This window comes from Aeromicrobium sp. CF4.19, assembly GCF_051262555.1.
Lineage (GTDB): Bacteria > Actinomycetota > Actinomycetes > Propionibacteriales > Nocardioidaceae > Aeromicrobium.
The window spans coordinates 183,231-197,505 of record NZ_JBIMEU010000002.1 but is presented as its reverse complement, the minus strand read 5'-3'; the positions used below and the strand labels follow the sequence as shown (position 1 = coordinate 197,505).

At 70.3% G+C, this 14,275-nt stretch carries 14 protein-coding genes; 2 read left to right on the top strand and 12 right to left on the bottom strand.

Going from position 1 to position 14,275, the window contains the following annotated elements:
• The first annotated feature begins 50 nt into the window (after window positions 1–50).
• Window positions 51–1,286, top strand: a complete 1,236-nt coding sequence (locus tag ACHAAC_RS05465) for a DUF349 domain-containing protein (RefSeq protein ID WP_435715045.1) — start codon at window positions 51–53, stop codon at window positions 1,284–1,286.
• Between the two features lie 193 nt (window positions 1,287–1,479).
• A complete protein-coding gene (locus ACHAAC_RS05460) occupies window positions 1,480–2,487 on the top strand; it encodes a type IV toxin-antitoxin system AbiEi family antitoxin domain-containing protein (protein WP_435715044.1) in 1,008 nt (335 codons plus the stop codon).
• A 52-nt stretch (window positions 2,488–2,539) separates the two neighbouring features.
• On the opposite strand, the gene ACHAAC_RS05455 is transcribed toward ACHAAC_RS05460, so the two are convergent.
• The 12 genes from ACHAAC_RS05455 to ACHAAC_RS05400 form a co-directional block, all read right to left on the bottom strand.
• The gene (locus ACHAAC_RS05455) at window positions 2,540–4,897 is read right to left on the bottom strand and encodes a RelA/SpoT family protein (protein ID WP_435715043.1); all 2,358 of its coding nucleotides are present in this window, start codon (window positions 4,895–4,897) and stop codon (window positions 2,540–2,542) included.
• Between the two features lie 141 nt (window positions 4,898–5,038).
• Window positions 5,039–5,569 (bottom strand): adenine phosphoribosyltransferase, encoded by a 531-nt coding sequence (locus ACHAAC_RS05450; protein WP_435715042.1) that lies wholly within the window; start codon window positions 5,567–5,569, stop codon window positions 5,039–5,041.
• The gene (locus tag ACHAAC_RS05445) at window positions 5,566–6,012 is read right to left on the bottom strand and encodes a hypothetical protein (protein ID WP_435715041.1); all 447 of its coding nucleotides are present in this window, start codon (window positions 6,010–6,012) and stop codon (window positions 5,566–5,568) included. The genes ACHAAC_RS05450 and ACHAAC_RS05445 overlap by 4 nt, the downstream gene beginning before the upstream one ends.
• Window positions 6,013–6,139: 127 nt before the next feature.
• The gene (yajC, locus tag ACHAAC_RS05440) at window positions 6,140–6,439 is read right to left on the bottom strand and encodes a preprotein translocase subunit YajC (RefSeq protein ID WP_435715040.1); all 300 of its coding nucleotides are present in this window, start codon (window positions 6,437–6,439) and stop codon (window positions 6,140–6,142) included.
• A 58-nt stretch (window positions 6,440–6,497) separates the two neighbouring features.
• A complete protein-coding gene (gene ruvB / locus ACHAAC_RS05435) occupies window positions 6,498–7,577 on the bottom strand; it encodes a Holliday junction branch migration DNA helicase RuvB (protein WP_435715039.1) in 1,080 nt (359 codons plus the stop codon).
• A 17-nt stretch (window positions 7,578–7,594) separates the two neighbouring features.
• The gene (gene ruvA, locus ACHAAC_RS05430) at window positions 7,595–8,191 is read right to left on the bottom strand and encodes a Holliday junction branch migration protein RuvA (protein WP_435715038.1); all 597 of its coding nucleotides are present in this window, start codon (window positions 8,189–8,191) and stop codon (window positions 7,595–7,597) included.
• Window positions 8,188–8,712 carry a crossover junction endodeoxyribonuclease RuvC gene (ruvC, locus tag ACHAAC_RS05425; RefSeq protein WP_435715509.1) on the bottom strand — a complete coding sequence of 175 codons (525 nt, stop codon included), beginning with the start codon at window positions 8,710–8,712 and terminating at the stop codon, window positions 8,188–8,190. The genes ruvA and ruvC overlap by 4 nt, the downstream gene beginning before the upstream one ends.
• 113 nt (window positions 8,713–8,825) lie before the next feature.
• Window positions 8,826–9,584 (bottom strand): YebC/PmpR family DNA-binding transcriptional regulator, encoded by a 759-nt coding sequence (locus ACHAAC_RS05420; RefSeq protein ID WP_435715037.1) that lies wholly within the window; start codon window positions 9,582–9,584, stop codon window positions 8,826–8,828.
• 29 nt (window positions 9,585–9,613) lie between these two features.
• A complete protein-coding gene (gene pdxT, locus ACHAAC_RS05415; protein WP_435715036.1) occupies window positions 9,614–10,240 on the bottom strand; it encodes a pyridoxal 5'-phosphate synthase glutaminase subunit PdxT in 627 nt (208 codons plus the stop codon).
• Window positions 10,241–10,565: 325 nt separating this feature from the next.
• Entirely contained in the window at window positions 10,566–11,459 is an 894-nt protein-coding gene (gene pdxS / locus ACHAAC_RS05410) for a pyridoxal 5'-phosphate synthase lyase subunit PdxS (RefSeq protein ID WP_435715035.1), read from the bottom strand.
• A gap of 51 nt (window positions 11,460–11,510) precedes the next feature.
• Window positions 11,511–13,178 (bottom strand): FAD-dependent oxidoreductase, encoded by a 1,668-nt coding sequence (locus ACHAAC_RS05405; protein ID WP_435715034.1) that lies wholly within the window; start codon window positions 13,176–13,178, stop codon window positions 11,511–11,513.
• Between the two features lies 1 nt (window position 13,179).
• On the bottom strand, window positions 13,180–14,235 hold the full coding sequence (locus ACHAAC_RS05400) for an AurF N-oxygenase family protein (protein WP_435715033.1): 1,056 nt from the start codon (window positions 14,233–14,235) through the stop codon (window positions 13,180–13,182).
• Window positions 14,236–14,275: the final 40 nt, after the last annotated feature.

Below are 14,275 nucleotides of genomic sequence, written 5' to 3'. Positions count from 1 at the left end.
GGACGACCTCGCGCCCGAGTCCGGCACGAGGATGCACCTAGACTGTCGCCATGAGTTCTGTGGCCGAGCACCCGTGGGGTCGCGTCGATGCCGAGGGAAACGTCTACGTCCGTTCCGGGGAGTCCGAGCGCCTGATCGGCCAGTGGCTCAGCGGTGACCCCGAGGAGGGCCTGACGTTCTACGCGCGTCGCTTCGAGGGCCTCAAGACCGAGGTCGAGCTGCTCGAGAAGCGGCTGGAGGGCGGTGCCCTCTCCCCCGACGACGCAGGCAAGGCCGTGGCCAAGATGCGGGCCGAGGTGACCGACGCCTCCGCGCTCGGTGACCTGGCCGCCTTGGAGAAGCGCCTGGACGCGCTCGCACCCGCGATCGAGAAGCATCGCGAGGAGCGCAGGGCCGAGCGCGAGGCCAAGCAGGCCGAGGCCGCCGTCGCCAAGGAACGCATCGCCGAGCAGGCCGAGAAGATCGCCGAGGGCTCGGACTGGCGCCATGGCGCCGACCTGCTGCGCTCGCTGCTGGATGAGTGGAAGGCCTTGCCGCGCCTGTCCAAGAAGGCCGACGACGAGCTGTGGCAGCGCTTCAGCTCCGCCCGCAGTGGCTACACCAAGCGTCGCAAGGCGCACTTCGCCCAGCAGAACACCCAGCGTGAGGCCGCGGCGAAGATCAAGGAGCAGCTCATCGTCGAGGCGCAGGCCCTGTCCTCATCGACCGAGTGGGGCCCGACCTCCACGGCCTACCGCGACCTGATGCGTCGATGGAAGGACGCCGGCTCGGCACCGCGGAACGTCGAGGACAAGCTCTGGAAGCGGTTCCGCGCGGCGCAGGACGTCTTCTTCGGCGCCCGTGACGCGGCCAACGCCGAGCAGGACAAGGAGTTCGCCGCCAACGCCGAGGTCAAGGAGGCCATCCTCGTCGATGCCGAGGCGCTGCTGCCCATCACCGACCTCGACGCCGCGCGCAAGGCGTGGCACGGCATCGCCGATCGGTGGGAGGCGGCCGGCAAGGTGCCGCGCGACCGGATCAAGGAGCTCGAGGGGCGCCTGAGGACGGTCGAGCAGGCGGTCAAGGCCGCCGGCGAGCAGGAGTGGAAGCGCACCGACCCGGAGAAGTCCGCTCGCGCCGACGACATGATCGGCAAGCTCCAGCAGGCCATCGACGAGACCCGTGCGTCGCTGGAGAAGGCCCAGGCAGCCGGCAACGACAAGAAGGCCAAGGAGCTGCAGGAGAAGCTGGAGTCCCAGGAGTCCTTCCTGTCGATGGCCAAGAAGGCCTCCTCCGACTACTCCTGACGCTCGCGAGTCACTCCCCCCGGGTCGCGAGTAACTCCCACGCGCCCGCGAGTCACTTCGGTGGGCTCGCGAGTCACTCCCACGGCGCGGCGAGTCACACGTGCCTGCACATTGAGACCTTGCGGATGGCATCGCGACGGCCGCCTGTGGACGAGGCGGACCGCACGACGACGATCTGGTCTTCACTACCCCCATGCAGCACCCGGCATCGGCTCGCCGGCCGTTCACACCCGCACAGGCACACGACCACGGTCTGACCTCGCACGACCTCGCGATGTTGGTCGAATCGGGTGCTGTGCGCCGACCACTGCGCGGCGTCTACGTCGACGCGGAAGAGCCCGACACTCGCGAGCTGCGCATCGCCTGCGTCGAGCTCATCAAGCCGCCGCACGCGGTGGCGTGCAGCGAGACCGCAGCGTGGCTGTACCAGATCGATGCGTTCAAGCCCTCGGAGCAGCACTTGCTGGTACCGAGCTTTCTCGTGCCGCACGCCGAGAGCCGAATGCGACGCGACGAGGCCTCGTGCCGCCAGGCTCACCTGAACCCCCATGACATCACCACCGTCGATGGCGTCGCGACCACAACGCCGCTGCGGACCGCGAGCGATCTGCTTCGAAGGTCCTACCGGCCCTACGCGTTTGCCGCCGGCGATGCCTTCCTCCGAGCCGGGCTGGTCGAGCACGGTGAGCTCGTCCATGCCGTCTACCGGTTGAAGGGCTATCCGGGGATCGTCCAAGCCAGGTCGCTGGTCACACGGCTGGACGCGCGCGCGGAGTCGCCCGGCGAATCGTGGCAGCGACTGCGGATCTTGGACGCCGGCTTCCCGACACCCGAGCTGCAGATCGTCGTGGTCGACGCGATGGGGGTGGAGCGTCGACTCGACATGGGGTACCGGCGGCTGCTCGTCGCCTCGGAGTATGACGGCCGGGAGTTCCACACCATCGGGGAGCACCGTGCCCGCGACGAGGAGCGCCGACACCTGTTGACCGTCACCCATGGCTGGCGATGGGTCAACGCGACGCGAGCGCGGATCTTCGGCGCCGACACCAGCTTCGAGGACGAGCTGGGTGGCCTGCTCCACCAAGCGCCCCGGCCCCGCACCTGGGGGCGAGGCTCGTCACGACTCCGCGTCCCTACCGCCGGCACGATGTCGCCGAGAGCCGCCGGCCCGTGGGAGCGACTCCCGAGGCCACCGGAGTGACTCCCCGCGCCGTGGGAGTGACTCGCGAGGCCACCGGAGTGACTCGTGGGTGTTACTGGGTGAGGCGGTAGACGTCGAAGACGCCCTCGACGCCTCGGACGGCGGTGAGCACGTGGCCCAGGTGCTTGGGGTCGGCCATCTCGAAGGTGAACTTGGAGAGGGCGACGCGGTCGCGACCCGTGCTCAACGCGGCCGAGAGGATGTTGACGTGCTGGTCGGAGATGATCCGGGTGATGTCGCTCAGCAGGCGGGGCCGGTCCAGCGCCTCCACCTGGATCGCCACCAGGAAGGTGCTCTTGGCCGTCGGCGCCCAGCTGACGTCGACCAGTCGCTCGGGCTGGCTGCGCAGCGACTTCAGGTTGACGCAGTCGTTGCGGTGCACCGAGACGCCCGACGTGCGGGTCACGAAGCCCTCGATCTCGTCGCCGGGCACGGGCGTGCAGCACCGGGCGAGCTTGATCATCATCTCGCCACCCACGCCCGCGACCACCACACCGGCCTCGCCGGAGTCCGGGCGCGCCCGGCGGGCCTTTGCGCTCGGCAGCGTGGCCCCCTCGGCGAGGTCCTCCTCGGCGCCCTCCCGGCCACCGGCCAGCGCGATGACCCGCTCGACGACGTTCTGCGCGCCGACGTTGTTCTCCCCGACGGCGGCGTAGAGCGCGGAGATGTCGGGAAGGTTCAGATCCTTGGCGACGGTGTCGAGCACGTCGTGCTTGAAGATGCGGTGCAGCGGCAGGTTCTCCTTGCGCATCTGCTTGGCGATGTGCTCACGCCCTCGCTCGGTCGCCTCCTCGCGCCGCTCCTTGGTGAACCACTGTCGGATCTTGTTGCGAGCCCGCGGGCTGGAGACGAACTCCAGCCAGTCCCGGCTCGGCGCGGCATCGGGTGACTTGGAGGTGAAGATCTCCACGACGTCACCGGTCTCCAGCGTCGACTCCAGCGAGACGAGACGACCGTTGACGCGCGCCCCGATGCAGGCGTGACCGACCTCGGTGTGCACCGCGTAGGCGAAGTCGACGGGCGTCGCGTCCTCGGGCAGCTGGATGACGTCGCCACGCGGCGTGTAGGCGTAGACGCCGGCGCTGTTCATCTCGAAGCGCAGCGACTCCAGGAAGTCGACGGAGTCCTCGGTCTCGGACTGCCAGTTGATGAGCTCACGCAGCCAGACCATGTCGTCGCTGCTCGGGGCGCCGTCCTTGGCCGAGCGGCTGCCGCTCTTGGCGTGGGCGTCCTGCTTGTACTTCCAGTGCGCCGCGACACCGTACTCGGCCCGCCGGTGCATCGCGTGGGTGCGAATCTGCAGCTCGACCGGCTTGCCCTGCGGCCCGATGACCGTGGTGTGCAGCGACTGGTACATGTTGAACTTCGGGACCGAGATGTAGTCCTTGAAGCGCCCCGGGATGGGATTCCAGCGCGCGTGCAGCACCCCCACGACGCCGTAGCAGTCCGCCACCGTGTCCACGAGGATGCGGACGCCGACGAGGTCGAAGATGTCGGTGAACTCGCGCTCGCGCACCAGCATCTTCTGGTAGATCGAGTAGTAGTGCTTCGGCCGGCCCGAGACGGTGGCCTTGAGCTTGGCGTGCCTCAGGTCGGACTCGACGTCGTCGATGACACGCTCGAGGAAGTTGCCGCGGGAGGGGGCGCGGTCGGCCACCAGCCGGACGATCTCGTCGTACACCTTGGGGTGCAGGGTCGCGAACGCGAGATCCTCCAGCTCCCACTTGATGGTGTTCATGCCGAGCCGGTGGGCCAGCGGTGCGAAGATCTCGATCGTCTCGGTGGCGATACGGGTCTGCTTGTCGCGACGCAGGTAGCGCAACGTCCGCATGTTGTGCAGCCGGTCGGCCAGCTTGATCACGAGCACGCGGATGTCGCGGCTCATCGCGACCACCATCTTGCGGATGGTCTCGGACTGGGCCGAGTCGCCGTAGGTGACCTTGTCGAGCTTGGTGACGCCGTCCACCAGCCGCACGACCTCCTCGCCGAAGTCCTCGCCCAGCTGCTCCAGCGTGTACGGCGTGTCCTCGACGGTGTCGTGCAGGAGTGCCGCGCACAGGGTCGGGGCGGTCATGCCCAGCTCGGCCAGGATGGTGGCGACGGCGAGCGGGTGGGTGATGTACGGGTCGCCGCTCTTGCGCGTCTGGCCCTCGTGCATCCGCTCGGCGATGTCATAGGCCTTCTGGATGACCTCGACGTCGCCCTTGGGGTGGGTGCCCCGGAAGATCGCGACCAGCGGGTCCAGCACGGGGTTCGCCGAGCTGGTGCGGCCCCCGATGCGGGCCAGCCGGCTGCGCACGCGCACGGACGCCGACGCCGACTCCGCGGCCCGGTCCTCCGGGCGGGACTTCGGCGACTGCTGCTCGGTGTCGATGCGCTCAGCCACGGGCCCTCCTGACGTGTGGCCCATGGTAGGCCAGGGCGGGTGAGATCCGGGGCGAAGCGCTCAGAGCACGCCGCTGATGAGCGTGGCGGCCGTGGACAGCACGAGCGCGGCGACGATGACCAGGGCGATGATGCGAATGGTCTTGGTACTCATCATGGTGACTCCTCAGTACGCGTGCAGGACGGTGAGCGGGACCCCCGCGAGGCGGTCCCGGCCCCCCAGGGCAGCGATCTCGATCATGACGAGGTTCCCCGCGACCTCGGCCTCGCACTGCTCCACGAGCTCCCCGGCGGCGGACAGCGTCCCGCCCGTGGCCAGGACGTCGTCGACCACGACGACGCGCGAGCCGGGGGCGATGGCGTCGCGGTGCACCTCCACCGTCGCCGAGCCGTACTCCAGCTCGTAGGACGTCGAGAGCGTCTCGGCGGGCAGCTTGCCCTCCTTGCGCACGGGCACGAACGGGAGCGACAGCTGCAGCGCGAGCGGGGCTCCCAGGATGAAGCCGCGTGCCTCGATCCCCACGACGGCGTCGACCCGGCCGAGCTCGGCCGCCGCCTGCGCCATGGCGTCGACGACGACGCGAAAGGCCGCGGGGTCCTGCAGGAGCGGTGTCACGTCGCGGAAGGTGACACCCGGCTCGGGCCAGTCCGCGATCGGGCGGACGAGCCTGGTGATCGCCTCGGCTGCGTCGCTCACTCGGTGAGCTCGATGTCGCACTCCTCCGAGGCGTGCGTCTCGATGGTCTCGGAGGCCTCCTGCGTCTCGGCGCTGCCGATCGACTGGATCTCGGTCACCAGCGCGGTGACGTCCTCCTGCGTGACGCCCTCGGGGAGCTCGTCACCCTGCACCTGGCTCAGCTCGGCCAGGGTGATGCCGGCCTCGTCGAGCGCCGTCTGGATCTGCTCGATGGTCCCGTCGAGCGTCTCCCACTCCTCGGCGACCTCGTCCGGCGCGTCCTGGGCGATCTCGCGCAGCGTGCTGAAGGCCTCGTCGATCTGCTCAGGGTCGCCGGAGCCGGACAGGGAGCCGAAGTCCTCCTGCGCAGCCTCCAGGTCCGAGCAGTACGAGGAGTCCGCACCGCATCCGGTGAGGGCGAGGGAGGCCAAGGCTGCGCCGGCCACCGCGAGCTTGAACTTCATGTGATGCTCCTGGTTCGAGGGGCCGCGCGGCGTGCGGGGCCGGGCCACATCATGCCACGGTCGGCCGCCCTGCCCGAGCCACAGGTGCCGCCGTGGGCCCTGCGCCGAGGCCTCGGGGCCCGGCCGGTCAGGGGTTCTGGTCGCCGAGGTCGTGCTCGTCCACGGTGGTGGGGTCGACGACTGTGGCGATGGCCTGGCGGTTCAGCGTGATGACGACACCGGGTGCGATCTCGACGTCGGCCTCTGCCTCGCGCAGGCCCCTGAGGGTGCCGAAGATTCCGCTGGCGAGCATGACGCGCTGATCGACGCCGAGCGACTGCTGGACCTCGTTGAACTCCCGCTGGCGCTTGCGGGCCGGCCGCAGGACGAGGAGGTAGAAGATCACCACGAGCAGAAGGAGCGGGATGATGCTGGCGACTTCGTTCACGGTGGGGACTCCCGGTGGTGGATCTGTGCTGTCGGCGGGGCTCAGCGGCCCTGCACCCTCATGGTTCCACGTCGTCGACGCCGAGGGGCAACTGGCCTTCGGGCCCGGGTCCGCTGGGGGCCGCGAGACCGAGGTGCTCCCAGGCAGCCGGGGTGGCGACGCGTCCGCGGGGGGTTCGCGCGAGGAACCCGAGCCGGACGAGAAAGGGCTCGGCGATCTCCTCGACGGTCTCGCGCTCCTCGCCGACGGCCACGGCCAGGGTGCTGATGCCGACCGGTCCCCCGCCGAAGCTGGAGCACAGGGCCGTGAGCACGGCACGGTCGAGCCGGTCCAGGCCCAGGTCGTCGACCTCGTACAGCGCGAGCGCCGCGGACGCGGCCGCCACGCCCACCGTGCCGTCGCCGCGGACCTCTGCGTAGTCGCGTACGCGCCGCAGCAGGCGATTGGCGATGCGAGGAGTGCCCCGCGAGCGCGAGGCGATCTCACGGCCGCCGTCCTCGCTGACCTCCAGCCCCAGCAGGCCGGCCGAGCGCGCCACGATGCGGTGCAGCTCGTCGGTGTCGTAGTAGTCCAGCTGCGCGGTGAAGCCGAACCGGTCCCGCAGCGGGCTGGGCAGCAGACCGGCCCGGGTGGTGGCGCCGACGGTCGTGAACGGGGGGATCTCCAACGGGATGGCGGTGGCCCCGGGCCCCTTGCCCACCACCACGTCGACGCGGAAGTCCTCCATCGCCATGTAGAGGAGCTCCTCGGCCGGACGGGACATCCGGTGGATCTCGTCGATGAAGAGCACGTCGCCCTCGTTGATGCCCGAGAGGATCGCGGCGAGGTCGCCTGCGTGCTGGATCGCCGGACCGCTGGTCAACCGCAGGGGCGTGGCCAGCTGGTGGGCGATGATCATGGCGATCGTCGTCTTGCCGAGGCCGGGCGGGCCCGACAGCAGCACGTGGTCGGGCGTGCGGTCCCGCGCCACGGCAGCCTCCAGCACGAGGGAGAGCTGCTCGCGCACGCGCTCCTGCCCCACGAGCTCGCCCAGGCTGCGGGGGCGCAGCGCCGCCTCGAAGGCGCGGTCGTCGGCCGAGGCGTCGGTCGCCACGGCGCCGACGTCGTCCGGGCGGTCCTCGGGGAGGTCGTCGTGCATGTCCACCATCCTGATCCCTAGGTCTTGGAGAGCGTGCGCAGGGCGGCCCTCAGCAGGATGGCCACGTCCGGCGGGCTGCCGACCTCACCGGACTCCTCGACCGTGTCGACGGCCTTGAGGGCGTCCTTGGCCGACCATCCCAGACCCTGCAGGGCCTCCGTCACCTGCTCGCGCCACGCGGCGGCGGAGGCTGCGGGGGCGGAGCTGGTGCTCGCCGGTCCGACGCGGTCCTTGAGCTCCACGACGATGCGCTCGGCTCCCTTGCGGCCGATCCCGGGAACGGCAGTGAGGGCCGCGTGGTCCTCGGTGGCGATGGCGTGACGCAGCCGGTCCGGGGGCAGCACCGCGAGCATCGCCTGGGCGACCTTGGGACCGACACCGCTGGCCGTCTGCACGAGCTCGAACATGTCGCGCTCCTCGACGTCGGCGAAGCCGTAGAGCGTCAGGGAGTCCTCGCGCACCACCAGGGACGTCGCGAGCTGGCACTCCTGGCCGTGCCGCAGCCCGGCGATCGTGCCCGGGGTGCAGAAGACGTGGTGCCCCAGGCCGCCGACGTCGATGACCGCGGCGTTGAGGGTGAGGGCGGCCACGGTGCCGCGCACATGGGCGATCACCGCGCCACCTGCTGCGGGCCCGCAGCCTGCGCGATGGCCTGCTGCAGGCGGTTCTGTGCGCCACCGCGCCACACGTGGCAGATGGCCAGCGCCAGGGCGTCGGCGGCATCGGCCGGGCGGGGGGCCTCGGAGAGCCGGAGCACGCGGGTGACCATCTGGGTGACCTGCTCCTTGCCGGCCCGGCCGCTGCCGGTCACCGCGGCCTTGACCTCGCTGGGGGTGTGCAGGTGCACGGGAACGCCGTGGCGGGCGGCCAGCATCATCGCGACACCACTGGCCTGGGCGGTGCCCATCACGGTGCGGACGTTGTTCTGGCTGAAGACGCGCTCGACGGCGACGACGTCGGGACGCAGCCGGACGATGCGCTCCTCCAGCCCCTCGGCCAGCAGGTTCAGCCGGCGGGCGGGGTCGAGGTCGGGCGGCGTGCGCAGGACGTCGACCTCGACGAGCGACAGGGGTCGTCCCACCGAGCCCTCGACGACACCGACCCCGAGGCGCGTGAGCCCGGGGTCGATGCCCAGCACGCGCAGGTGGGCTCGATCGGGAGAACGCATGTTCGAACGATATCCCGACGCGCGGACGGAGCGCGGGAGCAACACGCTGGCGCCAGAGCTGGCTCGTTCGGAGGGGCTCGTCAGAGCTGGGCCATGACCTCATCGCTCGCGTCGAAGTTGGCGTAGACGTTCTGCACGTCGTCGCAGTCCTCCAGGGCGTCGATGAGCTTGAGCACCTTGGTGGCCCCATCGACGTCGACCTCGACCTGGACCGACGGCACGAACGAGGCGTCCGCGGAGTCGTAGTCGAGCCCGGCCTCCTGCAGCGCCGTGCGCACGGCCACGAGGTCGGTGGGCTCGCTGACGACCTCGAAGACCGAGCCGAGATCGTTGACGTCCTCGGCACCGGCATCGAGCACCGCGACCATCACGTCATCCTCCGTGGTCTCGACCTCGCCCTGCTCCCGCGGGACGATGATGACGCCCTTGCGGTGGAACAGGTAGGAGACGGAGCCCGGGTCGGCCATGGTCCCGCCGCTGCGGGTCATCGCCGTGCGGACCTCCATCGCGGCGCGGTTCTTGTTGTCGGTGAGGCACTCGACGAGCATCGCGACACCGTTGGGGCCGTAGCCCTCGTACATGATCGTCGTGTAGTCGACGGCATCGTCACCCACGCCACCGCCGCGCTTGACCGCACGGTCGATGTTGTCGTTGGGGACCGAGGACTTCTTGGCCTTCTGGATCGCGTCGTAGAGCGTCGGGTTGCCATCGGGGTCCGCGCCGCCGGTCCGGGCCGCGACCTCGATGTTCTTGACCAGCTTGGCGAACATCTTGCCGCGCTTGGCGTCGACGGCGGCCTTCTTGTGCTTGGTCGTCGCCCACTTGGAGTGACCTGACATGCCGGTTCCTTCCCTCGATGTGACGAGCCCTACGACGTGACGATGTCCACGAAGTGACGATGCAGCCGCAGGTCGTCGTCCACCTCGGGGTGGAAGGACGTGGCGAGCACCGATCCTTGCTGGACCGCCACGATCCTATCGGCTGTGCCCTGCATCTCCTGCCGGCCGGGACCCTCGCCGTCGATCGGGACGGAGGCGAGCACGTCCACGCTCGGGCCCACCTGCTCGATCCAGGGCGCGCGGATGAAGACGGCGTGGACGGGGTCGTCGAAGAGGGTGAAGTCCAGCTCGGCCTCGAAGGAGTCCACCTGGCGTCCGAAGGCGTTGCGGCGGACCGTGACGTCCAGGCCGCCGAAGGTCTCCTGACCCACGGCACCGTCGCGCAGCCGGTCGGCCAGCATGATCATCCCCGCGCACGTGCCGAAGGTCGGCAGCCCGGCGGCGATGCGCCCACGAACGGCGTCGAACACGTCGAAGACCCGGGCCAGCTTGACCATCGTGGTCGACTCCCCGCCGGGGATGACCAGGCCGTGGCACCGGTCGAGCTCCTCGACACGACGGACACCGATGGCGTCGACGTCGAGCCGTCGCAGCGCGTCCAGGTGCTCTCGGACGTCGCCCTGCAGGGCAAGGACGCCGATGGTCGGTGTGCTCACCGGACCAGCCTAGTGAGCACGGCCGGGGCGCTCGCCCCACCCAAGACGACGGCGGCCGGGCGGGGTCTCGGGTCCCGGCACCGCACCGCCGTCGCTCCCTCTCGGATTCCCTCCCGACAGGCTGGGGGTGAGGTCACGGCGACGCCACGACCAGCACGCCGCCAGCTCCCTCGAAACGCCACGGCGGGGGCACTCCTCCCCCACGTGTGACGTGGAGTGAATAGTACGCCCGGACCCGGGTCCTGTCTCGCCGTACGCGTGAACGCATACCCCGCTGGCTCCGTGGGCGAGGGCTCGGGCCAGTGCGCCCGGTCCCGCGTCCGTCTCACCAGCCGCGCTGGGCCAACCGGTGCGGCTCAGGGACGTCGTCGACGTTGATGCCGACCATCGCCTCGCCCAGGCCGCGCGAGACCTTGGCGATGACGTCGGGGTCGTCGTGGAACGTGGTGGCCTTGACGATGGCCTCGGCCCGCTCGGCCGGGTTGCCGGCCTTGAAGATGCCCGAGCCCACAAAGACGCCCTCGGCGCCGAGCTGCATCATCATCGCGGCATCGGCCGGGGTGGCGATTCCGCCGGCCGTGAACAGCACGACGGGCAGCTTGCCCGCGGCCGCGACCTCCTTGACCAGCTCGTAGGGCGCCTGCAGCTCCTTGGCCGCGACGTAGAGCTCGTCGGTCGGCAGGCCCTGCAGGTGGCGGATCTGCTGGCGGATCTGGCGCATGTGCCCGGTCGCGTTGGAGACGTCGCCCGTGCCGGCCTCGCCCTTCGAGCGGATCATGGCCGCGCCCTCGGTGATGCGTCGCAGCGCCTCACCGAGGTTGGTGGCGCCGCACACGAACGGCACCGTGAACTCGAACTTGTCGATGTGGTTGACGTAGTCAGCCGGGGTGAGGACCTCGGACTCGTCGACGTAGTCCACCCCGAGGCTCTGCAGGACCTGCGCCTCGACGAAGTGCCCGATCCGGGCCTTGGCCATCACGGGGACGGAGACGGCCTCGATGATCCCGTCGATGAGGTCGGGGTCGCTCATCCGGGCGACGCCCCCCTGGGAGCGGATGTCGGCGGGCACGCGTTCCAGCGCCATGACGGCCACCGCACCGGCGTCCTCGGCGATCTTGGCCTGCTCGGCGTTGACGACGTCCATGATGACGCCGCCCTTGAGCATCTCTGCCATGCCGCGCTTGACCCGCGCGGTCCCGACGACGTTCTCTTCGCTCACGGTGACTCTCCAGACGGTGGTTCGGACGTCGCCGATACTACCCTCGGGGGCTCAGCGCCGGCGCCGCCGTCCAGGTGCCGAGCCGACGACCTGCCGCACGTCCTCGACATCGGAGAGCTTGACCCGCGGACGGCCCTGCTCGCGCCCCCGTCGGCGCTCCTCGGCGTCCACCAGGCGCCATGCCGACAGGTCCATGGGCGCCGCGCCCCGCTCGCGCAGCAGGCGGTCGAACGCGCGCGCGGTGCTGGGTGCCGGGGGGAGCCGACCCGCCGCCACGTCGGCGAGCAGATGGTTCACCGTCTCCAGCGAGCACGACTTGTTCGTCCCGATGAACCCGGACGGACCACGCTTGGCCCACCCGACGACGTACGTCCCAGCCAGTGCGTCTCCCCCGGGCTCGTCGACGACGCGCCCCGCGACGTTGGGCACGACGTACCGCTCGGCGTCGAACGGCAGACCGGGCAACGGCTCGGACCGGTAGCCGACCGAGCGCAGCACCAAGGTTGTTGGCACGTCCGCCTCCGGGCCCACGTGGTCGAGCCGCGCCCGGCCGTCGACCTCGCCGAGCCGGGTCGTGGTCACCCGCAGACCGGTGACACGGTCGTCTCCCAGCACCTCCACGGGCGCGGTCATGAAGCGTAGAACGATGCGTCGCCGGGCCGGGTCCGGCGTCCGCGTGACGCCTGCTCGCAGGGCCAGCACCTTGGGGTGGTCGTCGATCGCGTCGAGGTCGACGCCCTCCACGAGGACGTCGATGTCGTCGCGCTGGAGCAGCCCGACGATCTCGGGAACCGTGAACGCGGCCTCGGCGGGGCCGCGTCGGCCCAGCACGACGACCTCTCGCACTGCACTCGTGCGCAGCACCTCGACGGCGTGGTCGGCGATGTCGGTCGTCGCCAGACGGTCCGGGTCGGTCGCCAGGATGCGAGCGACGTCGAGCGCGACGTTGCCGTTGCCCACCACGACCGCGCGCTCACCGCTGAGGTCGACGTCGAGGCCGACGCGGCCCGGGTCGCCGTTGTACCAACCGACGAACCGGGTCGCCGTCTCGCTGCCGGGCAGGTCCTCGCCGACGATGCCGAGCCGTCGGTCGGTGGAGGCCCCGGTGGCGTACACGACCGCGTCGTGGTGCGCGGCCAGCTCGTCGTGTGTGACGTCGCGGCCCACCTCCACCCCGAGGCGGTAGTCGAAGCCCGGCTGGTCCTCGATCTGGCGCAGCAGCCGATCGATGCCCTTGGTCTCCTGGTGGTCCGGCGCCACTCCCGCGCGCACGAGGCCGTGCGGGACGGGGAGACGGTCGATCACCGTGACCTCGACCCCGTCCTGCTTGAGCAGCTCATCGGCGGTGTAGAGACCCGCCGGCCCCGACCCGACCACGGCCACTCGCAGCCGGGTGCCGCGCGGCAGGCGCACGACGGGCGGGACGGGTGCCTGGCTGGGTCGCGGTGTCGTCAGGCCGGGCTGGTCCTCGGCGTGGAAGAGCCGGTTGAGCTCGAGGAACGGCAGGTCGTCGTCACCGAGCTTGGTGTGCGGCTTGATCGCCCCGACCGGGCAGGCCTTGACGCACGCACCACAGTCCACGCAGGTGTCCGGGTCGATGTAGACCATCTCCGCCGTGGCGAACCCCGGCTCGTCCGGCGTGGGGTGGATGCAGTTGACCGGGCAGGCGAAGACACATGACGCGTCCCCGCAGCACGCCTGGGTGACGACGTGCGGCACGTCAGGCGGCGCGCTCGGCGTCGACGAACGTCGCTGCCGGCTCGCTGCGGAAGCGGGACGCGCGACCATCGATCTTCAGACGACGCCACACCCAGCGCGACGACCGCGTCATCAGGCCGGAGTCCTCGGCGAGCATCCGCACGTCGGCGAACAGCTCGGACAGGAAGGCCCGCGACTCCGGGGAGTCCCAGTACAGCTCCTTGAGGACGTGCTCGGGGATGTCGAACTTCTCGCGCATCTCCCTCGGCGGCACCAGGATCGCGTCACCGAGGACGCGCATGATGACGGGGAACAGCAACGCGGTGATGAAGCGGTCGCGGCGGTTCAACCGCGGTGCGTTGCGCATGACGTAGTGGTGCGCGAAGGAGATGTGCCGGGCCTCCTCGGCCACGTGGATCTCCATGATCCGGCGCAGGACCGGCGGCATGTCGTCGGCGTCGCGCAGGATGCGCTTCTGCGTGTGGTCGATGGGCTCCTCGCCCGCGAGCACGCCGATGAAGAACGCGACGGGGAACTTGGAGGCCGCCCACGGCATGAAAGTGGCCACGCGACGCAGCCAGCGAGGCATCCCGGGCACGTCCTGGCCGATGCGGTTCACGCCCTGCTGGAACATCTGCGTGTGGTGGCACTCCTCCGTCGCCTCGTGGGTGAGGTAGCGGAACTCGGCCGAGCCGTTGGGGCGGGTGAAGACGTACTGCATGATGCCGCGGATCAGGATGTTCTCGAACTGGAGCCCGACCTTCATGATGTTGGACTGGCGCCACAGGCCGATCTCGATGCGTCGTTCAAGCGGCAGCGCCCGGTACCAGCGGTGGGCGCCGAGCGGATCGCCCTGGGGCAGGACCCAGCGCTCGTCCGTGGGGTCCACGGAGAAGTCCGGGTGGTCCCACGGGATGTCGATGAAGGCGTCGAAATGCCGGTCCACCGAGGCCTGCGACAGCCCGATCAGCGCATCCTGGTACTCGCGCTCGTCCAGGTCGACAGGCAGCTCGGGCGCCTCGTCGTGCGTGTCGTGGTCTCGAGCATCGTGCTCGATGGTCTGGATCGGGGTGGACATCATCGACCTCCTCGGTGGGTGTGGTCCTCAGGATCACCCA

Bases quoted from the DNA above. Each gene is read 5' to 3' on its own strand.
- ACHAAC_RS05465 (WP_435715045.1), top strand. From the start codon at position 51: ATGAGTTCTGTGGCCGAGCACCCGTGGGGTCGCGTCGATGCCGAGGGA.
- ACHAAC_RS05460 (WP_435715044.1), top strand. From the start codon at position 1,480: ATGCAGCACCCGGCATCGGCTCGCCGGCCGTTCACACCCGCACAGGCA.
- ACHAAC_RS05455 (WP_435715043.1), bottom strand. From the start codon at position 4,897: ATGGGCCACACGTCAGGAGGGCCCGTGGCTGAGCGCATCGACACCGAG.
- ACHAAC_RS05445 (WP_435715041.1), bottom strand. From the start codon at position 6,012: ATGAAGTTCAAGCTCGCGGTGGCCGGCGCAGCCTTGGCCTCCCTCGCC.
- ruvB (WP_435715039.1), bottom strand. From the start codon at position 7,577: ATGCACGACGACCTCCCCGAGGACCGCCCGGACGACGTCGGCGCCGTG.
- ACHAAC_RS05420 (WP_435715037.1), bottom strand. From the start codon at position 9,584: ATGTCAGGTCACTCCAAGTGGGCGACGACCAAGCACAAGAAGGCCGCC.
- ACHAAC_RS05400 (WP_435715033.1), bottom strand. From the start codon at position 14,235: ATGTCCACCCCGATCCAGACCATCGAGCACGATGCTCGAGACCACGAC.